The 24,062-nt window shown below is 60.4% G+C and carries 19 protein-coding genes; 9 read left to right on the top strand and 10 right to left on the bottom strand.

Annotated features, from left to right (window positions below; genetic code table 11):
* Positions 1 to 82: 82 nt before the first annotated feature.
* Entirely contained in the window at positions 83 to 2,275 is a 2,193-nt protein-coding gene (locus tag M1D32_RS20710; RefSeq protein ID WP_458782322.1) for a putative bifunctional diguanylate cyclase/phosphodiesterase, read from the bottom strand.
* 654 nt (positions 2,276 to 2,929) lie between these two features.
* The gene (locus M1D32_RS20705; RefSeq protein ID WP_458782321.1) at positions 2,930 to 3,529 is read right to left on the bottom strand and encodes a recombinase family protein; all 600 of its coding nucleotides are present in this window, start codon (positions 3,527 to 3,529) and stop codon (positions 2,930 to 2,932) included.
* A 275-nt stretch (positions 3,530 to 3,804) separates the two neighbouring features.
* On the opposite strand from M1D32_RS20705, the gene M1D32_RS20700 reads away from it, so the two are divergent.
* Positions 3,805 to 4,581 carry a DUF1883 domain-containing protein gene (locus M1D32_RS20700; RefSeq protein ID WP_458782320.1) on the top strand — a complete coding sequence of 259 codons (777 nt, stop codon included), beginning with the start codon at positions 3,805 to 3,807 and terminating at the stop codon, positions 4,579 to 4,581.
* Between the two features lie 99 nt (positions 4,582 to 4,680).
* On the opposite strand, the gene M1D32_RS20695 is transcribed toward M1D32_RS20700, so the two are convergent.
* Positions 4,681 to 5,301, bottom strand: coding sequence for a hypothetical protein (locus M1D32_RS20695; protein WP_458782319.1), 621 nt, complete (start codon positions 5,299 to 5,301; stop codon positions 4,681 to 4,683).
* 691 nt (positions 5,302 to 5,992) lie between these two features.
* Between M1D32_RS20695 and M1D32_RS20690 the strand changes: the two genes are divergently transcribed.
* The gene (locus tag M1D32_RS20690) at positions 5,993 to 9,349 is read left to right on the top strand and encodes a type ISP restriction/modification enzyme (RefSeq protein ID WP_458782318.1); all 3,357 of its coding nucleotides are present in this window, start codon (positions 5,993 to 5,995) and stop codon (positions 9,347 to 9,349) included.
* An 87-nt stretch (positions 9,350 to 9,436) separates the two neighbouring features.
* On the opposite strand, the gene M1D32_RS20685 is transcribed toward M1D32_RS20690, so the two are convergent.
* From M1D32_RS20685 to M1D32_RS20665, 5 genes are all read right to left on the bottom strand, one after another.
* On the bottom strand, positions 9,437 to 10,648 hold the full coding sequence (locus M1D32_RS20685) for a hypothetical protein (protein ID WP_458782317.1): 1,212 nt from the start codon (positions 10,646 to 10,648) through the stop codon (positions 9,437 to 9,439).
* A gap of 44 nt (positions 10,649 to 10,692) precedes the next feature.
* On the bottom strand, positions 10,693 to 13,281 hold the full coding sequence (locus M1D32_RS20680) for an AAA family ATPase (protein ID WP_458782316.1): 2,589 nt from the start codon (positions 13,279 to 13,281) through the stop codon (positions 10,693 to 10,695).
* A gap of 213 nt (positions 13,282 to 13,494) precedes the next feature.
* Positions 13,495 to 13,770: a hypothetical protein gene (locus M1D32_RS20675; RefSeq protein WP_458782430.1), complete on the bottom strand. Its 276-nt coding sequence runs from the start codon at positions 13,768 to 13,770 to the stop codon at positions 13,495 to 13,497.
* A gap of 19 nt (positions 13,771 to 13,789) precedes the next feature.
* Positions 13,790 to 14,122, bottom strand: a complete 333-nt coding sequence (locus M1D32_RS20670; protein ID WP_363957791.1) for a hypothetical protein — start codon at positions 14,120 to 14,122, stop codon at positions 13,790 to 13,792.
* Positions 14,123 to 14,983: 861 nt separating this feature from the next.
* Positions 14,984 to 15,217 (bottom strand): hypothetical protein, encoded by a 234-nt coding sequence (locus M1D32_RS20665; RefSeq protein ID WP_458782315.1) that lies wholly within the window; start codon positions 15,215 to 15,217, stop codon positions 14,984 to 14,986.
* Positions 15,218 to 15,985: 768 nt separating this feature from the next.
* Between M1D32_RS20665 and M1D32_RS20660 the strand changes: the two genes are divergently transcribed.
* From M1D32_RS20660 to M1D32_RS20645, 4 genes are all read left to right on the top strand, one after another.
* On the top strand, positions 15,986 to 16,414 hold the full coding sequence (locus M1D32_RS20660) for a hypothetical protein (RefSeq protein WP_458782314.1): 429 nt from the start codon (positions 15,986 to 15,988) through the stop codon (positions 16,412 to 16,414).
* 73 nt (positions 16,415 to 16,487) lie between these two features.
* Positions 16,488 to 16,763 (top strand): hypothetical protein, encoded by a 276-nt coding sequence (locus M1D32_RS20655; RefSeq protein WP_458782313.1) that lies wholly within the window; start codon positions 16,488 to 16,490, stop codon positions 16,761 to 16,763.
* Between the two features lie 657 nt (positions 16,764 to 17,420).
* Positions 17,421 to 18,404, top strand: a complete 984-nt coding sequence (locus M1D32_RS20650; protein ID WP_458782312.1) for a DUF4192 family protein — start codon at positions 17,421 to 17,423, stop codon at positions 18,402 to 18,404.
* A 193-nt stretch (positions 18,405 to 18,597) separates the two neighbouring features.
* Entirely contained in the window at positions 18,598 to 18,747 is a 150-nt protein-coding gene (locus M1D32_RS20645; RefSeq protein WP_458782311.1) for a hypothetical protein, read from the top strand.
* An 84-nt stretch (positions 18,748 to 18,831) separates the two neighbouring features.
* Here M1D32_RS20645 and M1D32_RS20640 read toward each other — a convergent pair whose 3' ends face one another.
* Positions 18,832 to 19,044, bottom strand: a complete 213-nt coding sequence (locus M1D32_RS20640; RefSeq protein WP_363957775.1) for a hypothetical protein — start codon at positions 19,042 to 19,044, stop codon at positions 18,832 to 18,834.
* Between the two features lie 510 nt (positions 19,045 to 19,554).
* On the opposite strand from M1D32_RS20640, the gene M1D32_RS20635 reads away from it, so the two are divergent.
* Positions 19,555 to 20,478, top strand: a complete 924-nt coding sequence (locus M1D32_RS20635; RefSeq protein ID WP_458782310.1) for a DNA-processing protein DprA — start codon at positions 19,555 to 19,557, stop codon at positions 20,476 to 20,478.
* 578 nt (positions 20,479 to 21,056) lie between these two features.
* Positions 21,057 to 22,406, top strand: coding sequence for a ParB/RepB/Spo0J family partition protein (locus M1D32_RS20630; protein ID WP_458782309.1), 1,350 nt, complete (start codon positions 21,057 to 21,059; stop codon positions 22,404 to 22,406).
* A 704-nt stretch (positions 22,407 to 23,110) separates the two neighbouring features.
* On the opposite strand, the gene M1D32_RS20625 is transcribed toward M1D32_RS20630, so the two are convergent.
* Positions 23,111 to 23,419, bottom strand: a complete 309-nt coding sequence (locus M1D32_RS20625) for a hypothetical protein (RefSeq protein WP_458782308.1) — start codon at positions 23,417 to 23,419, stop codon at positions 23,111 to 23,113.
* A gap of 247 nt (positions 23,420 to 23,666) precedes the next feature.
* Here M1D32_RS20625 and mobC point away from each other — a divergent pair, with 247 nt between their 5' ends.
* Complete coding sequence (mobC, locus tag M1D32_RS20620; protein WP_458782307.1) at positions 23,667 to 24,062, top strand: plasmid mobilization relaxosome protein MobC; 396 nt, start codon at positions 23,667 to 23,669, stop codon at positions 24,060 to 24,062.

Here is a 24,062-nt window from a genome sequence, read left to right as displayed (position 1 = left end):
TGTCGTTGCTGGTTTTGGTGGTGCCGGAAAGTGCAGGGCTGGCGTGTAAGTGATGTTGCGGGAGTTATCGAGGCCGGGGTGCTCATAACCCTTGACCGGAAAACTTGCGTGTTAGGGATTCTCCCTGGGCAGACAGATGCGTTTCCATGAGGGCTGGTTGCCTGAAGGGCGTAACAGGCGCGTCTTCGTGGTTGACGGTGACGTGGTCGACGAACCATGCCAGGAGTTCATTACAAGCCTCTGTATTGTGACCGGAACCGGCGTGCAGTTTCCGGTGTAGGTCCACTGCCGTTTCTGATCCGGGTTGGCCGGTGAGGAACGCGGTGAGAGGGCACGCCTGCAGGGCCCCTGTATGCGGGGTTTTGAGCCGGTTGAATTGCCAGTGATAGGCCAGGGCACCTGCGTAGGTGGTGACGAGGAGGTCCTGTCCGGTTGGAGTCCTGGCTGCCGTTATCCAGGCAGGGATGTGTTCTGAAGGCATAGGGCGGGCGAGATGGAAGCCCTGGCCGTAAGGGACTCCCAGGACCCGCATCACTTCAGTGAGGGTGGCGTCTTCGAGGCCTTCAGCTACTGTGGCCCATCCCATGTCCTGTCCCATGTGGATCATGGTGGTCAGGAACGTCATGGTTTTGATTGGTGCGGTGGTGAACTGGCGCAGGAGCTGCCGGTCGATTTTGACGGTGTTGAAGGGCAGCACGGTAAGCCGCAGCAGAGTGCTGTGGCCCGAGCCTAGGTCATCGAGCGCCAGACCCACCCCAAGATCGAGAAGCTCTTGAATGGTTTGCTGCTGGGCCGTTTCGTCGGCAGTGTGGGTTTCGAGCAGCTCGAGGGTGAGCCGTTCGGGACTGATGCTGTGGCGGTTCAGGGCAGTGGCGACCCAACGGGCGCAATCAGGGTTGGAAAGGGAGAACGGAGAAAGGTTGACGCTGACGCTCAACCGGTGCCCCAGCCTGTCCCAGGCCGTGAGCTGGCTAAGAGCCTCATCCAGTCCGGCACGAAGAAGCGCATTGATTTCCTCAGGGCTTAGCAGCGGCAGGAACTTGCCGGCGGGGACAACACTGCCGTCTTCCAGGACGAGCCGCGTCAGTGCTTCCACGCAATAAATTCCATTGGTGCGCAGATCCACTATCGGCTGGAAATGCATCCGCAGGCCACCGTCGAACAGCCTGTTCCTGTATTTGCCAGCCAGCTCGGCGGAGACTCCATTGGCCTTTTGGTCCGGGACCGGTGCAACCGGTTTCAGGGTGTGTTCGTCCCCGGTGGCGGGAGGGAGGAAATCATCCAAATGCCACCACCTGTCCCGGCCGTTTTTCAGTGCCTTTTGCCGGTAGAGGACGGTATCAGCGCGTCGAAGGGCTGCACTGCCCCCGTACGCGCCGGGCGGACAGAGCGCCAGTCCCATGCTCATTCTGACCCTGGCCCGCACACCCGGGCCGATGGTGAAGTTGGTATCCACTGCATCGTGAAGAGCTTCCAGAATGTGGCGGAGCTCTTCCTCGGCACTTTCAGGGGTCAAGCTGTTGATAACGACCACGAATTCGTCCCCACCAAGACGTGCCAGGAAGTCCTGGTCCCGTGTTCGTCTTTGGAGCCTGTGGGCGAAATCGGCCAGAAGGGCGTCCCCGGCCTCATGACCGTAGGCGTCATTAACGTCCTTGAAATCGTCAAGATCAATAATGCCAACCGCAGTGACCTGAGTGTTGGGGCAGCGCTCCTTTGACAGGTACTGATCCAGCGCCGTGCGGTTGGGCAACCCGGTAACCGGATCATGCAGGGCCAGGAACCGGAGCTGTTCCTGAAGACTCCGTTGGGACGTTACATCACGTTGAACACTGACGAAGTGCGTAATCAGATTATGGGTGTCCCGCAGAGCGGAGATCGTCAATCCGTTCCAGAAAGGAGTCCCGTTCTTGCGGTAGTTCAAAATTTCGCAGCGGAATGTCTCGCCGCGGGCCAGCACGGCCCGCATCATGGCAATCGTTTCGGGGTCAGAGCCTGGCCCCTGCAGCACGCGGCAGTTGAGCCCAAGCATCTCTTCGGGACTGTATCCGGTGACGGCTTCGAACGCTTTATTGGCGTAGACAATGTTTTGGTTGGCGTCGGTGATAAGGGAACCTTCAGAGACAGTGTCCAGCGCCCGGCCCAGCAAAACGGCGGAAACCGGTTCAGCCGAAGCTACAGGCTCGGGGGACAGGAGGTCCGCTGAGGGCAAGTTCCCGGAGGGTAGGGTGTCAGGGCGCCATCCTTCCTGGACAGCATCCCTCAAATACTGCATGTGCAAGCTGCCTTCGCCCCCCTTCAATTTGGTCACACCATAACCCAGAACGATCCGGCGCCGACGCACGCCATCAGCGCACGCGGCAATATTTCCGCAGGCCAGAGCCATGAGAACGGCTCTCCGTGCCAGCAGTTTGCTTCTTGTTGTCTCCGTATCCTCCTTCAGGAGAACATCATCAACGCCCACTATCCCAGCTGGCGTGCGCCGAGACGCGAACCGAACGTGAGGTTTGCTCCCTGCCCTATGCCCTCTCACGGACCCGCCGCCTTGCTGCGGCGCCGGGGTGTCGTTCATCGGCTTCTGTTAGGCGTTACGGCGCCCTTTTGTTGCCCTTGAGTAGCACTGTCGCGGCGATCAACACCAACAGTGCCAGTGCCGGCCCCAGCGGCCAAAATCCACGGGTTGCTTTCATCGTAGGCAGGAGTGAGGGTATCGCCGGGGCCAGCAAAGCGCCACACTCGCGCGGCCTTTTATCAGGGCCGATCATTTCTGTTAAATGATCGAACGATTGCATGAACAGGGTAGGCAGCCAGCCGGGCGATACCGGCAAAGATCAGAAGGATACTCACAGCGATCAGCTGCGCTGTAAAGATCAGCAGGGCAACGATCAGCGTCCCGCCGTAGGTCAAGGTGAAACTTAGCGTGTCCGTATCAGGGAGCATCGGTATTTGCCGAGTCCGTGGCGGGGGCGCGGGGTGGAAGATGACGGTAAAGGGTTGTGCGCGCCAACCCCGTCTTGGAGGTGATTTCCTTCATGGAGAAGCCTTTTTCCCGGAGCAGGGCAGCGTGTTGCAGCTTGTTGGCGTCAACAACGGAAGGACGTCCCGTACGCCGCCCGTTGGCAGTAGCCACCGCCCGGGCATGAGCGGCTCGTTCGGCCGCGTAAGTCCGTTCCATTTCCGCGAAGAGTGCAAGCATGACGACCGCCAGCTGCGCCATGGGGCTATCTGGGCGGGAGGTATCGATAGGCAGGGGATCCGCCAGCGTTCGTACACCGACGTCACGTTCTTTCAGCTCATGCACCATGTTCAGAGTGTCCCGCACGGTCCGGCCAAGCCGATCCAGTGTGTGGACCACAAGCACGTCGCCGGATCTGGCGTGACGCAACGCATCTTGAAGCCCGGCACGATCGGTAGTGGCCCCGGACTTCTTGTCCGAGAAGACGGTCTCGATACCGGCGGCCGCTAAGGCATCCAACTGCCTGGCGAGATCCTGTTTGACCGTTGACACACGCGCATAACCAATTTCCATGCCTAAACCGTACCGAAAGTTGTCCCTGTGACGGACTATTGTGGCGGAGGTTTTGGAACAACAAACGGGACAGTGGGTTTGCGCGGAATTTAGAGGAAGCTAGGCCGCGGGGGAACGTCCCATCAGGAGTGTTCCAGTTCTAAGGAACTGGGACGTTTCTCATGACAGCCATACAGCACAAGGGTGAGTGCCTGGCCGAGAATTGTCAGAGGTGTGTGGTTTGCTCATCAGAGGGGCTTGCCAGCTGGGGTACGCCCTGGATTCTAGGAGTTGATATGGCCGGCCTACCTTTCACCAAGTACCATTTTGCGCGGCTGGACAAGGGGGCAACTGTCGTTGTCACCCTAAGCAGGGGAGCGAACGTCCGGTTGATGGATAGCTCGAATTTCAACGCCTACAAGTCGGGGCGGAGCCATCGGTACGTTGGCGGACTCGTAAAAACATCGCCGTTTCGGATCGCAGTTCCCCGATCAGGGAATTGGTATCTCACTGTGGACCAGATGGGCTTGAAGGGTGGGACTTTGCGTTCATCGGTCACCGTGGAGCCTCCAGCGCTGCCGGCGGCCAAATCCTCTGCGCCACAGTCATTGTCCAACATCCGTCACGAGCGTCCACCTGTGGTACCCGACGATGCAGGAGAAACCTGGGATGTCTTTATTTCCCATGCCTCTGAAGATAAAGAGGCCGTGGCGGAACCTCTTGCGAATGCACTACGTGAGCATGGGCTTCGGGTTTGGCTGGACAAGACAGAACTCCGGATAGGGGACAGCCTTCGTCGAAAAATCGACTACGGCTTGGCTCACAGTGCCTTTGGTGTGGTGGTTCTTTCCAAGTCGTTCTTTGCTAAAGGATGGCCGCAGTACGAACTGGACGGGATCATTGGCATGAGTGTCAACGGTTCTCAGCGCATGCTTCCGATTTGGCACGAAATTTCCCGGGACGACATTGCAAAGGTCTCACCGTCACTGGTGGACAAGATAGCTAGGAACACCGCGATCAATACGATCGCTGAAATTTCGGGTGAGATAGCCGAGGTTGTAAACGAAGGATAATCTCCCTCGCTACCGAACCGCCTCTGTCAAGGGTTCAGGCCCCCTTTTAGTCTGCCTGACCTTTGAGGAATCGGGACACCTTACGGTTGCAGGGACGGCTCACCTGCTGCTGCGTCCGCTTCTCCGGCCAATCATGAAGACCGCGACGAGGCTTACCAACAGCAGACGCATCGACGAACTGTAACGGCCCCCGCTTGTAGGTTCAGCAACTGTAGGAGGCTCGTCCGATAGCTCCCGTCCGGCTCGTGGTTCTGAGGCAGCTTCAACCGTGGCCAGCGCCTCCCGGTATTCTTTGTAGGCGGGACCAGCTGTGAGAAGAACAGAACCTATTCCAGCGAACGCTCCGAGGGCAGACTCCCATAGGGGGACAAATGATTGCCCTCCGATGCCGATGAGGGGTGCAACTGCAGATATGGATCCGAACACTGCCCAAAACCACAGCATCGTGCGTGACGCTGTCGTTCCTTTGATGTAGTCAACAACTGAGACCGAAGCGCGCTGAAGGCTGAAGGCCCAGTAGAAGCAGATAACCATCGAAGTCAGCGCAAGCGCCAGAACGGTGAGAACTTGAACCTTCGTGTCGCTGGCCGGGTCATCACCCAAATTCACGAGAGCTACGGCAACCAGCCCAACAATCAGCAGATATGCCCAATATGACTTCCGGTCATCGGGCAAACCGAAGCTGATCCATCCACTCTTCTTGGAACGCCCGTCTGTCACAAGATGACCCTAAACCGCTTCGTACACAGCCAACGACATCGCCGACTCGCCCGCCGTCGTTGCGGTGGTGTCCCGAATCTAAGGAAGATAGCAGCGTTAGTGGAAGAAAGCCCGCCAGTGGGGGACCGGCGGGCTTTCCAACATCGACACTATGGGGATCGGTTTTGAACATCGAGTGGAGCATCGATTAGTAGCTTGGTCTCCAAGTTTTTGTGAAGCCGCGAGACATTGCTGGCCTGTGACTGCGGATTGCGGGCATGTCAGGCCAGGGGCTGTGGTGGTTGCAGCGTTGACGGGAGTTGGCGCCTGCCGGGAGGATTTGCGTTGTCGGGTGTTCGGAAACTCTGTGTTTGGGGGAACATCCGTCCGGGAGTTGGCTTCGGTTGCAACACCGCGCGGGGGGGAGCCAGCTCCCGCCCTGATCGTCGCGTCCTTGGTGCCCCTGGTCGAGGGCGGGCAGGGACGGGGAAGCGAGCTGTCCCAGGTCCAAGGAAGTGGGACACGCAACTCTGCCGGCAAAGGTATGAAGTAGGGGACCGTTGCGGGAGGCCACAAGCGCAGGCTGCTGCCATTCATCTGGTGGAGACCGTACCCTCGTTCACATCAGTCCAAATGGGTGAATGAGGAAGAAACGGTTTGAGGGCCGCAGTTCCCTTCCGGCTCGGGTCAACATCGTGGATAAGCTGATTCTTTGTACATCCTCCTCTCCGAACAAAGGGTTTCCATGACGCCTGTTGCAAGGGATTTAGCCGCAGCAGTGGCGGAATTCGGTGCTGCTTCAAAAGAGAAGCTGGCTGGACCCGGAGACCGAGAGGCAGCCATCCGAGGTCCTTTGGAGAACCTACTTCGGGCAGTGGGCAACGTATTCGGCACGGAAGCCGTATTTCACGATGAGGTCAGGGATACTACTCGACGGGTGCGGCCGGACTACGGCGTCTCGGTAGATCGGGCAATGATCGGGTATGTCGAGGTAAAAGCACCTGGCCGGTCGATTGATCCTTTAGGATTCACAGGCCACGATTTGGAGCAGTGGAACAGGCAAAAGGATCTTCCAAACCTCATCTACACAAATGGAACGCAATGGAGGTTGTACCGCGACGGCGAACCGTTTGTGCCACCTGTTGACTTTGAAGGTGGCTCATTGACTGACGCGGGTTCTGGGCTGGCCGCCCCTCCAGCCTTTGAGACGCTAATTCGGCACTTCCTTTCTTGGAAGCCTGAGGACATCAACAGTGTGGGTGTCCTGGTTCGGGCTATCGCCCCTCTTACTCGGCTGCTTCGAGGCGAAGTCTTGGATCAGTTGGCGGAGGAACAGCGTGCGATATCGGAAGGCGCACCGGCATGGAATCAGCCGTTCACTGGACTCGCTGCTGACTGGAGAAACCTCCTTTTCCCCCAAGCCGATGACCACACATTTGCTGATGGCTATGCACAAACGGTGACCTTTGCACTTCTTCTTGCCAAGACCGAGAACATGACTTTGGAGGGGCGCAGCCTCCACCAAGTGGGCGGTGAACTGGATGCCGAGCACTCACTCATGGGCCGCGCTCTCCAACTTCTAACGGACAACGTTCAGGAGGGTTTCGCCGTAACCCTGAGTCTCCTTGTCCGAGTTATTGATTCGGTGAACTGGCGACGCGTTCGCTCGGGACGACGTGACATGTACCTACACCTCTACGAGAACTTCCTTGATGAGTACGATCCCGAGCTGCGAAAGCGATCAGGGTCTTACTACACGCCGCGAGAAGTCGTTGACGAGATGGTCCGTCTCACCGAAGAAATTCTTGTCACCAGGCTCGACCGGCCAGCAGGATTCCTGGACGACGGCGTCATTACCATCGATCCAGCAATGGGCACTGGAACGTTTCTTCATACCATTATTGAGCGCTCTCTGGACCGAGTCGAACAGCGTGAAGGCGCCGGTGCAGTGCCCGGGGCAGCAACCTCTCTTGCCAAATCCCTGATCGGATTTGAGCTTCAGATGGGTCCGTTCGCTGTCGCGGAACTTCGTGCGGCCGATCTCTTTCGGGAGAAACGAGCCCGGCTGCCGGAGGGTGGATTAAAGTTCTATGTGACTGACACCTTGGACAATCCGCGAGCTGAACAGACAAGGCTGGGTTCGGGGTTAGAAAGAATTGCTGCTTCCCGGCGCGCGGCAAATGTGGTCAAAAGTACGACTCCGGTGACCGTCGTTATAGGAAACCCGCCGTACGGTGAACGAGCCGAAGGCTTAGGCGGATGGGTAGAAAAGGACGACCCGGGTCTCGCTATTCGTGCCCCCCTGAATGATTTCAGGAACCCGGAGATGGCACGGCATGCCCACAACCTAAAGAATCTCTACGTCTACTTTTGGCGGTGGGCCACCTGGAAGGTCTTCGAATCCACGCCCGATGCACTCGAAGGCGACGCCGGTATTGTTTGTTTCATCACCACAAGTGGGTATGTGGGAGGGCCGGGGTTCACGGCCATGCGCGAGTATCTTCGGCGGCGCAGCTCAGAAGGATGGATCATCGACCTAACGCCGGAGGGCCAGCGTTCCGACGTTCGAAATCGTATCTTCCCTGGAGTGCAGCAACCACTCGCTATTGGAATTTTCGTTCGGCGATCCGGTACGTCAACTGACGAACCGGCTGAAATTCACTATCGAACGGTTGACGGTACCCGTGCGGAAAAATTCAGTAAGTTATCCGAGCTCACCGTGGACGGCGATGGCTGGAAGAAAGCCCGAACAGCTTGGATGTCCTCATTCTTTCCCGCTCCTGAGTCGTTGTGGGACACTTTTCCAGCTCTCAATGACGTCTTTCCGTGGTCCTCACCCGGAGTAACCGGCAACCGAACATGGCCATTCAGCCCGGCACGGGAAGTCCTAACGGCAAGGTGGACGAGACTCATAGGAGAGTCGGACGCAGACACTAAATCAGCGATGTTGAAGACGACCAGGGATCGGAATCTGGATAAGGTCGTCAAACCTCTAACCGGCGCCGACACTGCACAGGAAGACTCAGCACTGCGGGCCGCCACCCTCGGCGGCACCAAGTCCGTCAGAGTGGGTTACAGATCCTTCGACCGGCAATGGGTATTGGCCGATAACAGGGTGCTCGACATGGCCCGCCCCCCACTTTGGGACGCCCGGATTCGAGGCCAAGTTTTCGTCATCGAACAGCATTCCAAACCCGTTACGTCCGGCCCTGGGATCGTCTTCACGTCGCTCCTTCCCGAACTCAACTACTTCCGCGGCAGCGAGGGAGGAAGGGCTCTGCCTTTCCTCCACCCGAACGGTCGACCTAACTTGGCCAATGGCATTCTTGCCACACTTGGCACTGCAATTGGTAAGGATGACCTCCAGGCCGAGGACATCCTGGCTTACGTTGCTGGCGTGGTCTCCCACTCTGGATTCACGAGCACATTCTCCAAGGAGCTGACAACACCCGGCATTCGAGTACCCATGACCGCCGACAAGGAGCTTTTCGATCGGGCCATTGCTCTCGGTCGTGAACTCGTTTGGTTGCACTCCTATGGAGAAGCCATGGTTGACGCAAATGCCGGACGGCCGGCGAAGGACGTCCGTTTTCCAGCTGGCCACATTCGTCAGCCTCTGTCCAAAACCCCAGTCACGGACCTTCCTGAAGACATGCGATTTGTACTCGACGAGTCCCTTCCGGACGGGACTACGGGAACCGTCTGGCTGGGAGAAGGCTCTTGGGGGCCAGTCGCAAAAGATGTTTATGACTACTCAGTCGGCGGTAAAAATATCCTCAAATCGTGGTTCAACTACCGGAAGAGAAACCCGGGAGGAAAGAAGACCAGTCCTCTCGACGATATTACGGTCCAGACTTGGCCCTCCGAGTGGACAACAGAGTTCACAGACCTGCTGACAGTCCTCACCCGAGTCGTCGATCTGCAAGAGGACCAAGAAAAGCTTCTGAACGAAATTCTCGCGGGACCTCTCGTCAGCCGTGATGATCTCTCGTCAGGGACTACCTGGCCGTCCACGGCCGCCGCCAGAAAGCCCGATTACAGCAGGCTTGGCGATCCGGGTCTGTTTTAGTCGGATAAGGAAGTTACGGCGGATCGACCACAGCCCAGCCGAAGCAGAGTGAGTAGGACCCGGGTCGGGAACTCTAAGGGCGCCACGTCAGGCAGTGCTATTTTCTGCGCCGGGGGCGTCGTCGTAGGGGGATTGAATGTGGACAGTAATCAGGGACAGGTGAATGTACCGTTCGGCGTCGTGTTCTGAGTGGATGATGAACTCCTGCTCAGCGCGCCCGGTGCTTATGAAGTTGGGATGGCTCCTGATGCACTCCGCAGCAGACTCGATAGCAGCTGTGACATCGCGTTTGTTCTTTACGAACAGAATTAGTCCAGCTCTGGTGTCCCGCCAGACGGTGTATCCCAGCAGTTGATTGATACCGCGAGTAAAAGCTTTGGGGCCATTCCACATTTTGCATTCGCCGATGAACGCATCGGCGTTTTCCCAGCGGAAGCAAAGGTCTGTTTTTCCCCGGCCCACAAAGGTCTCCCCGGTGACCGCGCCCTTCCACTGGGAGTTCAGGATGAAGAGAAGTATGTCGCGAAGCGCTTCTTCATCTTTGGTCGCCAATGCCCCCGCGAGAACGGGTTGCCGCTCCAGGGCTAACGCAAAGGACCTTATCGTGTTGACAAGTTCATCCGCGCTTTCGGCGGCCAACATGGCCACTTGGGCGCCTGCAGCTTGACGCCTCTGCAAGGTGGCCATGTTCAACGCTTTAGGTTCAATCGGAATGATGATTGGATCTGGAGCCGGCGTCAGATGTATGTTCGCAGCCAGGGCAGCTTTGTTGATGCTTTCTAGTTTCATCGCCCGATCGGTGATGATCTGAGTGACCATAGTGCGGAGGCGGTCTCTGTGCTCACTGATTTTCATGTTGCACTCAGCGGCGTCCGCGCGGATATCACTCTCAAACTCTGCTTTATAGCTAGCAACCAGGACCAGGTCATCCGCATCGGAAGGGGCGCTGTAAATCCTGCTGATTACCCACGTTGACGACGTGCGGCTCGAGGTTCCCTGCACGAATGTCTTCGTTAAATCTCCGATGTACTTGCTGGACTCATTGCATTTTGCATAAAGTGTTATCTCGGCATAAGAGGACGTTTCAGTGATGTATGACGGTGACACTTCAGAGTTATGCCAGATGTAGTCAAGCTTGACTTCCACCAAGCCCAAAGCACACTCCGTGAATACGCTGTCAATCAGAGACTCTGTGCTGTAGGTTGCCAAGTCCTTCTTGCTGATGCGAAAAGCGGCGACTCTCGCTGTGGCTTCGGCGTCTGAGAACGCGGCCTGGAGACGTTCTTCTTTGTTAAACAAGTTTTCCCTCAGTAGTGCCTTGAGCAGCTCCTCGTAGGTGCTTGCTAGCTGGCTATGTAGGCCGCCCGGGCGGCCTTAGCGGCTTCCCAGTCTTCCTGCAGGTCGGTAATTGTGGGCTTCGTGCTCATGTACTCAGCTGCGTGTGAGTGCCCGGTCATTCGGTCACAAGCTCGCCCAAACAAAGGAGCGATTACTTCGACCGCTGCATCGAATCGGGTGGTGTCGATCTTTGCTAGACGAGTCATCATGATATTTGCGCGATAGCGTTGCGTGACGTTTTGAAGGAGCTCTTGCTCAACGAAGGCCTCGCACCATGCTCGAATCAAATCGTAGGTTTCTTTGATTAGGGCGTCCTGTAAAACAGGTTCCGCCCGAGGAATGGTCTGAAGTTTTGTGTTGACTCTTTTGGCAAGGTCCGCAGGCGTGTCGAACCGCGGCTCGACATCGGGAGCGAGAATGCCCTTGGCAGCTCCGCCATCCCTGACCTCGTAAACCTTGACCCGAAGCTTCTTGTTTTGCCGCTCCGAAATCAGGGCCGAGGCAAACATGATGTTGTGAGTTAGCACTATTACCTGGTGGCGTTCCGAAAGCTGCTGTATCCGGGCTGCAACTTCATCAAGACGGCGGTAGTCGAGACTGGTCACGGGATCATCGAACACAAGGGGCGCCTTCGTACCCCTCATACGGCTTTCAGCAAGAAAGTCAGCGATAGCTAGGACCTTCTGTTCGCCTTCGGAAAGTATGGAAGACGGCCGGTAGTTAGCGACGGCCTTCTTTCGCTCGGCTCTACCGCTTCTACCTTGAAAACTTAGGGCAACTTTCGGTGCCCTTAAACGCCTGCATTCATCAATGAACAGTGCCTCAAAATTTTTATTTACCAGGTCCTCGCTGGCTAGCTTCGACTGTACCGTCAATTGCTTTGATGCACCGCTGGATATCGAACGAGATAGCTTCTCCAGCTGCTGTGCCCTCTTTGCACGCTGAACGTAGGCTCGAGCGGCGTCGAGACTATTCTGGAGTTCCATACGAGCCTCGAGTTCGACGAGCTCTCTCTGTTTCCTCACCAAGAGAGTCTCCGCGTTGGCTCTGTCGTCAGCTAACTTCGTGTGGGTATCGGTTGCGACCGATAGAAGTGAGGCGACGTCACGGGCCAAGCTCCCCGCTTTTTCGGGCATCGTCGGGTTGCTAATGGGTCGTTCCTTGGCCGTCTCCTCGATAGTTGTTCGGGCATTGGTCAGAAGAGTTACTGCTTCGGTGGCCCATTTGGATGTCTGCTCAACTTCGCCCTGAGCTGTCGAATATTGCAGCGCCTGCGTTAGCTCGGTTGCGTCAATGGTGAGCCTCGCAGCCTGCAGAGCCTTCCGAGTTTGTACTACCTGCTGGAGGACAGTCTCATCGAGAAAAGTGCGGTAGCGGTTCAATAGACTAAGAGCGGCGGGGCTGAGTTCTTGCATGCAGTACAGGCATGGATCACCATCCTCGGGATATTGGACTTTCTCCAAGTGGCGGCGGTAGGCGTCGCCGGCAACAACGAACTTTTGCCATTCTTCGTCCGGATCGCCTAGAAGCTCGGTTGGAGAAAACAGCTGCTCCCGTGCCTCACGTCGCCGTTGCTCTGCCGCCGCTAGTTCTGCCAGCGCACTTTCATATCTAGCTGCATCAAAGCTTTGAATCGCAACAACTACGCGGTGTAGCCGAGCAAGATCACCCTGAGATTGCTGCGCATTGGCCACCAGTGCATCGAGGGTGTTTGCGCGGAGGGCGCTCAATTCGCTTTGAAGGTCTTCGCGCAGGGTCTCGGCATCCTCAGGGACGGTCGCCAGCATCGACAGCTCTGTTAGATCGGTCGTTGCCCCCAAAGTCTCAATGACCGGGTACACCGTGGTTTCTCGGGCGAATCGTGCCAGTAGCGAGTTTGTTCCGGGCTTCAACGCCGCAACTTCAGCGGCAATCCGTTGTTGAACGCCTTGGAGCCCCTTTGCGACGTAAGAAAACAATGCCAGCTCAGCGGGTGTGAAGACATAGCCCAGCTCACTGTCGATATGTAGGGAGACTGCTTCTGCATCGAACACACTAATGCGTGTAAAAGGAGTAAGGCCCGGTTCGTTCTTCCATATCGCCGTTTTCTCTTCGCCCGACTGACGGTACTCGATACATGCCGAAGGAGGAGGGGGTGTAGCGCCATCCGACGCGTGGGCATTGGGAAGTATGTCTTCAGGTGTTCGGACTGCGGAAATGCGCTTCAAGATGCGCGAATATCCTGTTTTGCCAGAACCATTTTGTCCGAACAGGATCGTCAGGTCGGAGTCAAACGCCAAAACCTGGTCCGCGGCAAGCGCGTTCACGCCCTTGACTTCGCGGATTTCTGCTAGCTCTAAGCTGTCTTCGTCAGTTGCTTCTACGATTTCGAGCTCAAGTTTAGAAACTTCCGGCATCGGTAGATCCGAGAGGCCCTTCTCGGCAAGAAAGACTGAGTAGATTTTGGACAGCGCATCGTCACTCAGTTCTTTGCGAGAAAGGATCGTCTCAGCAGTGAGTACCCGTACCCAGGCATCTTGCCCATTAGCCCAATTCACCAGCAGCCGTCTTGGAGTTGCCTCTCCAAGGTTTACGGAGATTTCTTCCGTCACCATCTGCGTCCCCCCAATTTGGCGCTGTTCCCGCACTGCGGACTGCCTAGTTATCGAATCTTTCAATCACTCCAAGGATGCCGGACCCCGTAGCCAACTCGAGAATCGACACGTGTACGCTGCCAGCCGCTGCTTGGATAGGTCGGGTGCACGCACCGCCAAGAAGCCAAGGGAGAAAGTCCTTCGAATAGTCGGCGCGTGTGCGAAGCCTCGGCGCTAGTTATCGGTAATAGACTCAAGCAGCCACTGCTCCGACAGCGGATCCCGGCGCAGCTCGAAGGTCCGCAGCGCGGACGTCGAGGATCCGAGGCGGACCTGGAGCCGCCAGTGCTCGATATCAACGACGTTCCCCGCGCCGACGGGAACTGTCCGCTGTGTTTCCCACCAGGAGTCCCTGGTGAACCAGTGCAGCGGCTCTGCCGCTACTGCCCAGACGCGTCCGTCGTAGCGGACGGCCAGGGGAGTGCCGGCCGCGGTGAAGCGGACGTCCATGGGGGCGTTGAGGGTTGTTTCACTTACTGTTGCTGTCACGGCTGGTCCGCTCTCCCAAATTCCTGTTCATCATTTCTTCCCGGCGGGTGACCGCCGAACTCCACACCCAGGTCCGGTACGTGACCGGCCCGTCCTTCCACGTCACTTCGGCCGCCTTCGCCGTCCAGGCAAACACTTCACCGTCTACGAGTTCCGCGCAGTTCGGGAACCGGATCCACGCCTTCACCGGAATGCCGGGGTACCCGTTCTTGGCCGGGAAGTGCTCGAAATCGAGCTCTTCCACGGTCAGCCCGATCGGGCCGGCACGGCGCGCGTACTGCGCCTGCAGCGCGGCAGCTTGCTCCGGTCCCATAACACAACCTTAGAACATATATTCGAATAGACACGCCAACAAAAGCGGCCGTCTAAGCCGCAGGTTTCATTGTGGGGGAGGGGTACGACAAAGAACGGGTTGCACGGCCAATGGGGACAGCCTGAGCTGTGCGGAGGGCTCCACCTGCCCGCCAGTGGGCATAACCCGTTCCCTCAAGCCCCTGGGCTCCGCTGCGCTCCACTCAGGTACCGGTCCTGCGCTGCGCTCCGGCCTGTAAAAACTTGTTTTGCCTTACATGTGGCTGGGTTGTTCTCCGTACAAGGCCACTGATCGTAGCCGTCCGGGGGCCCGACCCGTCAAACCACGCTCCCGTCCAGGTCCACGCGGTCGCTGCGCTCCCTTACTTCGCGGACCTGCCCGTACGCTCTTCGGGGTTGACGGCCCACCCTCGACCGGCTGCGGCAGTGGGGGCCTCGCACGGCGGGGGAGGAAGGAGGTGGCTACTTGAGCATCGACGAAAGGGTCAGGCTCGCGGCTTCGGTCGTGAGCCTGGCGACAGCGGTCATCGCTCTGCTTTCCACGCGGAACGCGCTCTTAAAGAGCAAACGCTCCCGAGCTGGCACTCGGAAGCGTAAGCGTAAAGCAAGGAAGGTGTAGCTGCTACTCAAAGTCCGGTGGTCGTGACCGTGAATGGCTGCGGCCACCGGGCTCCTTCTTAGCCTAGGTTCAACTCAACGATAAGGAAACCGTCATGGAACCACTGACGATCGTGAATTTCGTGCTCTCGCTGGCAGCGCTGGGCGCATCCATCACCGCCTACCGCGCCATCACCAAGGTCCGGAAGGACCAGGAAACCTAAACCGGCGCAGGCCGGGCCACGCGACCAGAGCCGGCCCGGCCCTACCCGGTCGGTTCGGTGCCGGGCGTTGTGTCCTCATCCCGTACGCGCCGCAGCAAGGCCGCCATACTGCGCACGGCCGCGGGGTCTTCCTGCCAGGGCTTGCCGTTACGGGTACAGGCGTGGACGCTTTTCGCCCCGGAATCTTTAGCCGCTTCGGCGAGTTCTGCCCATGCCTCCTGCAGCTCTGACAGCTCCTCAGGGGTTAGCGGCTCTTCCGTCGCCGGCTCGCTCACCGCAATCGGGGCAGCAATCGTTCTGGCCGTTGCTTTCTGACGTCTGCCGAACAAGCTCCTCAGACCCACGGCTAACCCCCTTCTGAAATGAATGAATGTCCCGCCCGGGGGGTCGCATTGGGGGGACGGCCTGCCCTGGCGGGACCCTTCCACCGTATCAACGCCAGTGAGTTCTTTTGACCAAGACAGAGGGCCAGCATTCCAAGGAATGCCGGCCCTCTGCTGTGTAAACATCCTGCTGCTTACATCTTCGAGCATGCCACATCGACCAGATTACGTGGGAGTTTCAGGCCCTGCCGTCACCGGCCAACTGGGGGGAACAGCCGGTGACGGAGGACACTCTCACTTTACGCCCGCAAAGCCTGGTTTGCGCTGCGCTTCAACCAGTTGTTGGGCGTCCGCTGGCGCGGCCGGCTGTTGGGTCCAGGGTGCGCCGTCGCAGAGCTCCGGACACCCTGGCCCTGTTGTTTACAAGCGTTTTCTGGTTGCTGTCCTGCGGATTTTAGGCGTCCGCTCCAGCCTGTCTAGCCCCGGTTCCGCAGGCTCCACCGGGGCCTGCGTGCCGAAAATTCTTTAGCCAGGGATCCTCGCACGCTCGGATCCCGCAAGATTTTTCTGCCCTTGCCCTCACGGGTAGACAGGCCTCCGTCGGCCGCCGAGCAAGCAAGCTTGCCAGCAACCAAAAAACAACGGGGGGAGCAGGGGAGCTGGCCGGTCACCATTGCCGCCCCACCCACCCCACTTCTCGGACAAGAAGGAACACCACCAATGAACGCAATCACCACCCAGACCGTGACCACAGCCGACACCGGCGAGACCATCGACGGCGTCACCGTCCTCGGGGATTACCACATGAACGGCGGCTACGACTGGATGGAACTCATCGGCGAACACGGCTGGGCCGTGATCCCCAGCTGGGGGCACGACGGCTGGGACCTGGGCCAATGGCCCTACGTCATGATCGCCGGAATCCGCACCGCCGATGCCATCGGCAACCTGTTCGGCATGGCCACGTACTGCGAGGGCGACGTGACCTGCACGTACTACCGGACCAAAGCCAGGTTCTGGGACGCGATCAGCGAACAAGCGTTCTTCCACTGGAAGAACGGACAGGCCCACGGCCCGGAAGACCTGCCCGAAGCCGCCGCCGAACTGCCCAGCCGGTACCGCATGCCCTACGCCGTCCCCGCCGCCTAACCACCGGAACCCCTTGCCGGGCGGAAACCCCGCCCGGCAAGGCCCCGGCCATCTTCACCAAAGGACAAGCACCATGACCGAAACCAGCCGCATCACCGAAAACACCGCGCAGACCGTGGTGTTCCTCGAAACCCTCGCCAAGCTCGTTGAAAAATCTCCAGTCACCTACAGCGCGGCCGCCGCGAAAGACCTCGCCGCGCAGGTACGCGGCATGGCTGAAGCAGTGGCCAACGACGCCCGCGTCGATCCTGGGTTGCTGGACGTGACCCGGCAGTACGCCGCACTGGATTGGCACAACGAACTCGTGGCCGTCCTGTTCTCACCGGAGCACCGGCCCACAATGACCTAATGCCGGACGGGGACTTACTTATTCACCTACTCAAATGAGTAAGTGAGTCCTCGTCATTGCTGCCTGTACCTGCCCAAGGTGCGCGGGCGGTCCGCCGCCCCTGGCTGGCTTTGGTTGGTGGTCGCCGGCGGCGGACCGCCGTTCCCGCCAACAGCCCCGGGCGGATCACCTGGTGTCGGCGGCAAGCCTGGGGGAGTGGCCGGCCCGGGCGGGTCGGTGGCCAGGGTAAGGGCATGCTCGCAGGGCTCGCACTGGTTTGCGCTGCGCTTCAACCAGTTGTTGGGCGTCCGCTGGCGCGGCCGGCTGTTGGGTCCAGGGTGCGCCGTCGCAGAGCTCCGGACACCCTGGCCCTGTTGTTTACAAGCGTTTTTTTGTTGCTGTCCTGCGGATTTTAGGCGTCCGCTCCAGCCTGTCTAGCCCCGGTTCCGCAGGCTCCACCGGGGCCTGCGTGCCGAAAATTCTTTAGCCAGGGATCCTCGCACGCTCGGATCCCGCAAGATTTTTCTGCCCTTGCCCTGGCGGGTAGACAGGCCTCCGTCGGCCGCCGAGCAAGCAAGCTTGCCAGCAACCAAAAAACAACGGGGGGAGATGGGGAGCTGGCCGGTCACCACGAGCCGCCCCACCCACCCCACTTCTCGGACAAGAAGGAACACCACTATGACTGAAAAACTGACCATCACCGGTCCCGCTGACCTGATCGCCACCGTCCCGCACCTGCTGGGCAACCAGCCGAAGGAATCCTTCGTGGTGCTCACCGCACGCGGGAACACCTTGGGCGCGACCTTGCGGATGCACGCACCGGCCGCGTCCGTGCCGCTGGACTACGCGCAGATGATGACCACCTACGCCGCCAACGATGAAAAGGCCACGGCCAGCTACGTCATCGTCTACACCGACGAAACCGGCGGCGACGGCCCGTTCCCCTACGCGGAGCACGTCGCGGCACTGAGCATCGAGCTGGCGACGGCCCGGATGCCTGTGCGGCAGGTCCTGCTGGTCACCAGCGCCCACTGGGGAACCTACGGCACCGCCGAGAAGAACCCGCTGGACGCTATCAAGGACAGCCAGGCCAACGCGACGCTGACCTACTTCGGCTCAGCTACCGACATCGACGTGTACAACCCCGCGCTGCTGGACAGGTGGGCACTTCCGGTGGAAGCGCCCGAGGGAACTTTCGAGGACCTCGAAATGGCCTGCCTGACGTGGCAGGCGGTCCTGGACGCGGATGGAATGCCTGACACCGAAACCGCCCGTGCACTGGCGGCGGCATTCCAGCACCGGCACATCCGTGACTACCTGTTCCGGGACACCATCACCACCCACAACGGCAGCTTCGGCGACGTCCTGACCGGCAAATTCACCGGGCGCCCCGACTGGGCACGCGTGGACCGCGCCGAAGCTATCGCCTTCGAGCTGATGAAGGTCGTCCCGGCCGGACAGCGGGCACCCATGCTGACCCTGATGGGCTGGTTGGAATGGCTCAAGGGCCACGGAAGCCAGGCCGACCGCTACCTGAAACTCGCAGCCGAGGACGCTTCCGGTTTCCGGCTCGCGGTGTTGCTGCGGGAACTGATCAACAACGGCCACATCGCCGACGTCGCCCGGAACGAGCACATGTCCTACAACCGCCGCCTGATCTAAGAACCACCAGAGGCCGGGACGGATCACCCTTGAGGGATCCGGCCCGGCCTCTTCCGGTGGCGGGGCGGCCTCCCCCGCATTCGCTCCTCCGGCCGCCGATCCCGCTGACGCGGGCGAGCCCCGCATTCAGTGAACATGCAGGATCCCGGACTACAGTGGGCATGAAGCATCACAAACGGGAGGGCACGCGACTGTGGGACACGAATACATCCTGACCGAGGACGACCAGCCGGCTGCCGACGCAAGCTTCGCCGAGGACATTCTCGAGCTGCAGCTGCTCACCGCCGGCGACAAGACCGGGCCCATCGACGTTGGCCACGCCCGGGAATACCACAACTTCTAGCACCAGGCAGCAAGGACGCTGCACCACAGATTTCCTTTGTCCGAGGAAAAACCGCGAAAGGCCGGCCTACGTGCCGGCCTTTCGTCATGTCCGCTCGTTTTCAGATCTCCATCGCCACAGCGTCACGGCCGCCACACTGTTGAGGAACGCGATGAAAACATCGCCCGAAGCAGGCCGACCGATGGTTAGGTCCACGGCCACCAGCACCAGTGATCCGGCTGCGGCAACCGTGAAGACCACAGCCAGGATCCGCAGCATCCTGTGAGGGCGGCTCGGGCGCGGCGCCGGATCAGTCATGCCCCCACCCTAAGCAGGGCAGGAAAGCGTAAGCGATAGGGGAGTGGTCGGCCCGGGCGGATCGGTGGCCCGGGGGAAGGGCATGCTCGCAGGGCTCGCACTGGTTTGCGCTGCGCTTCAACCAGAGAATGGGCGTCCGCTGGCGCGGCCGGCCGGCTGTTGGGTCCAGGGTGCGCCGTCGCAGAGCTCCGGACACCCCTGACCTGGTTTGTCTACGACGTTTTCTGGTTGCTGTCCTGCGGATTTTAGGCGTCCGCTCCAGCCTGTCTAGCCCCGGTTCCGCAGGCTCCACCGGGGCCTGCGTGCCGAAAATTCTTTAGCCAGGGATCCTCGCACGCTCGGATCCCGCAAGATTTTTCTGCCCTTGCCCTCACGGGTAGACAGGCCTCCGTCGGCCGCCGAGCAAGCAAGCTTGCCAGCAACCAAAAAACAACGGGGGGAGCAGGGGAGCTGGCCGGTCACCATTGCCGCCCCACCCACCCCACTTCTCGGACAAGAAGGAACACCACCATGACTGACGAAAACCGCATTGCACGCGCCGCGTTGACCCGGATGTTCGCGCCGACTGACCTTGTAGCCCGCGCCCTTGTTGCCTGCCATGGCGCGCACGCCGCCTACAGGATGGCCCTTGGAGCACGCCCGGTGTTCCCGTTCTGGGACGTCACGGCCGAGGAACTGGCCGAAGGGCTGAGCCGTTGGGCGCCGCACCCCCGCGAGTTCGACACCCACGCGGCAGAGGCTGATCTGGCCGCCATCGAGCGGCTGGGCGGCGGTTTTCTGGTCCCGGGGGATGAGCACTGGCCGACAGGGCTGGACGACCTGCCCGACGCACCCTATGGGCTTTGGTACCGGGGCGACATCGGGAAAGGGATCCCGGCACCGTCCCGGTGCGCCGCGCTGACCGGTTCACCGGACAGCACCAGCTACGGCGCGGCCGTCACCGGCGACATCGCCTATGGGCTGGCGCAGCGAGGAATCTGCGTGATCTCAGGACTTGCCTACGGCATCGACGCGCACGCCCACCGCGCCGCGCTGGCCGGAAGCCAGGGCGACGGTCCGGCGACCATCGCGGTGCTGGCCGGAGGCCTTGACCGGGACTACCCGTCCGGGAACGCGGACCTCGCGGCGGCGATCCGCGCCATCGGATTGACGCTGTCGGAGCTGCCTCCAGGAACCGCACCTTCAAGGGCCCGTTTTCTGCAGAGAAACAGAATCATTGCAGCACTGGCAGGGGTGACGTGTGTGGTGGAAGCGCGGTGGCGTTCCGGTGCGCTGAACACCGCGCACCACGCCGAAACGATCGCCCGGCACGTCGCAGCAGTTCCGGGCAGCGTGCACAGCGCCAACTCGGCAGGATGCCACCGGCTTCTGAAGGAAGGGACCGCTGCGCTGGTGACTGACGCGGCCGAACTGACCGAGCTGCTCGCCAGCTAGGCCCGAAGGGTGGCCGGCCTTTCGGGGCCGGTCACCGCGGGCGGTCCGCCGCTCCCGGGGCGGCTTGTGCTGGGGTCGCCGGCGGCGGACCGCCATCCGCAAGAACCAGGGTGCGGTGCAGCTGCCGCCGGCGGCAAACCAAGGTGCCACGAACGGCCCGTACGTTATGGCGGTCGGAGAAGAAAATGTTCGCAGAGCTCACCCCAGAATGGGCGTCCGCTGGCGCGGCCGGCTGTTGGGTGCTGCCGGTCCGTCGCAGAGCTCCTGCCCGTCATCACCGGTCTTGTCTACGACGTTTTCTGGTTGCTGTCCTGCGGATTTTAGGCGTCCGCTCCAGCCTGTCTAGCCCCGGTTCCGCAGGCTCCACCGGGGCCTGCGTGCCGAAAATTCTTTAGCCAGGGATCCTCGCACGCTCGGATCCCGCAAGATTTTTCTGCCCTTGCCCTCACGGGTAGACAGGCCTCCGTCGGCCGCCGAGCAAGCAAGCTTGCCAGCAACCAAAAAACAACGGGGGGAGCTGGCCGGTCACCATTGCCGCCCCACCCACCCCACTTCTCGGACAAGAAGGACATACATTCATGATTGCAACACCCACGCTTGAAATGCTCAACCCGGCAACCCTGACTGTTGACGTGAACGTCCGCAAGGACGCCGCACTGACTCCGGATTTCATTGCCAGCATCAAGGAACACGGCGTGATGGAACCGGTGATCGCCCACCGCAAGGACGACGGTACCGTGCATGTGTTGATGGGCCAGCGCCGCACCCGCGCCGCCGTGGAGGCAGGGCGCGAGGCTATCCCTGTGATGATCATCGACAGCCCCGAGGAAGCAGAGCGCATCGTGACGCAGGTGGTGGAGAACATCCAGCGCGCCGAACTCACTGAAGCGGACGAGGCCGAGGCGTACCACCAGTTGTCCCTGATCGGTGTCTCGGCGGCCGCGATCGCGAAGAAGACCGGACGCACCAAGACCACTATAGAATCTGCCCTGAAGGCCAAGTCCACCGACACCGGGGCCGCCGCCCTGGGCAAGGGCTACACCATCGAAGAGGCCCTGATTCTGGCCGAGTTCGAAGGCGATGAGGACGCGACCGAGGAGCTGGAGTCGGTCATCATGGACGAACCCGACATGCTCCTGCATGTCACCCAGCAGTTGCGGGACAAGCGCGACCGCGCCGCCACGCTGGCCGCACTCACCGCGGAGCTGGAAGCGGCCGGAACCATCGTCGTTCCCGAATGCGGCTACGGGGAGGACAGCGAAACACTCCGTGTCACGTCCCTCAAAAGGGTGGACGGGGAACCGGCCACGGACGAGGACGGTAACGCCGTCTACATCGAAACGGATTACCGGGGCGAGCACTCCGCCGTCGCCGTGGTGACGGGATGGAAAGATCTCGGCTTCACACTGCGCTACTACAGCGGCTACGGAACGTCGTCGGCCCCGAAGGGTCCGATGACCGAGGAGCAGAAAGCCGAACGGAAGACCCTGATCAAGAACAATAAGCTGATGCAGTCCGCAACTGTGGTGAGGCGTGAATGGGTCAAGAACCTGCTGGCACGGAAGCAGGCCCCGAAGGGCTGGCAGTACTTCACCGTGCATGCCATCACGCACCACCCGGAAACGGCCAGCGGCTATGACGGAAAGGTGGCGGCTGAGATGGTCGGGGCGAAGGTCGAAGAGTCCAACGCCTGGGCGTGGAACCCGCTCCGGGAGCACGTCGCCAAGACGACGACGCGTCCGGAGTTTTCCCTGATCGCGCTGGTGTGCGCAGGGTATGAAAAGACGATCGCCAAGGACTCGTGGCGGTCCCCGAGCCAGACCCACCGGGACTACCTGAACCAGCTGGTTCTGTGGGGTTACACCGCCAGTGAGACTGAAAAGATCATCCTCGACAGCGGCAAGCCAGCCGAGGCCGACGCCGCCTAAACTGGTACCGCCTTGCCGGGCGTCATCTGTCGCACCGCCCGGCAAGGCCACCACCATACTCACGACACCAGGGCACGGAGCCTTCCAGAAGTCGGGCGGTCCGCCGCCCAGGGCGAACCACAGCAGTCACTCACCAGCGGCGGACCGCCGTTCACCGCGACTACCCCATGCCCTTACCTCGTGCCGCGCTGTCACAAACAGCGGGGTTTCCCCGCGCAACTGGGTTCACGGAAACATGCTCAGCTACGCTGAGTTTGCAAGATCTCCTTTGTCCGAGGAGCGAAGACAGGCCGACCCTCCAGCCGGCCTGTTTTTGTTTAAACCACAGACGCCGCGCACAACCAGGCAGAACGCACGCGCTGCGTTGCGGCAAAGATTTAGACACGTCGCTGCAGAGACAGCAAAAGGCTCCGCACCCCAACTGGTGCGGAGCCTTAACCATGTGTGCTCCCGGCCGAAAAGACCCGGCCACGTCCCGGAGCTGGGACGGCAGCGGCGAGGTCTGCCCAGGAAAACCGTCCCGTCCCGACCCCGCACCCAACAGAGGCTGTGCACAGCCACCGCTCGCCTAAGGGCGACGTGGGCACATGCGGTGACGTGGTGGTTGTGTGCAGGTGGTCCGACGGGTCCCGTCGTCCACTTGGGTGCGGGAAAAGCAGCGGAGCGGTTGGGCTTTTGCCGTGCACAAGTGGGCGAGGGGCAAACTACTCGGCCCCGGCAACCCCGTCGTCAGAGGACGGGGAACTGTCGTCCGAAGTCCGTGTAGTGGCCGGCTTCCGGCGACGCGCTGCGGCGCCGGATTCCAGACCGAGCTTCTTCAGCTCCTCGGGGCTCCACCCGTCTTTAGTAGCGCGCACGTAGGCGCGCTTGTCTTCACGCTCGGCGTCGGCGAGCTGATCGCGCAGGTCAGTGATCCGCTGCCTGGCCTTGACCAGGTTCGTGACGGACTCGATACGCGAGTCCAGAAGGGCGCGGGCCTGATTGCGGGTCTGTTCAATATCAATGGTTGGCATGCACCCACCGTAACCACAGGGCGACCTGCTTTTCGGGCAGCGACGCGCAGCGGCGTGCCACTTCCCGACCGGCAAGGCACCAAAGGCACGAAAAGAGCGGGAGCCGACTTCGGCGGAGCAAGCTGGAGACTTAGCTGGGCTAAGTTCGTGTCGCTCCCGGGAACTGCGTTCCGGTCGCGGCAGACTGGTGTCTGGTCCCGGGTGTTCCGGGTCGCTGCGCTGGCAAGGTAGGGGAGGGGCGGAATAGTTGAGTGAAGGTAGCGGCTTTGCCGGTTGGAAGTCCCGCCGCCGCCGCGCGAACGTTGACGGTGGCAGGATGCACCGTCACGAGGTCAAGGTCAGCCCCGAAGAAGAGGCCCAGCTGCTGGCCCTGGCCGAGAAGCACCGCGTCACGATCCCGCGGCTCCTGATCGAAGCAGCGTTGAACGAGGACAGCGAAAGCCCGTCGGAGCGGCGTGATCAGTTCATGCAGCTTTCGAACCTTCAGCGCCTGATCGGGTCCGTGGCGAACAACATCAACCAGATCGCCCGGCACGCCAACTCAACGGGTGAAGTACCGCCTGATGCGGCGCCCGCGATTGCGCACGCCAAGAGCGTCATCATCCGCATCGACCGCATGCTCGCTGACATGGCCGGCCGGTGA

The sequence above is a fragment of the Arthrobacter sp. D3-16 genome (assembly GCF_054408515.1).
The sequence above is the reverse complement of the archived record's forward strand: the minus strand, read 5'-3'. Positions and strand labels throughout refer to the sequence as shown.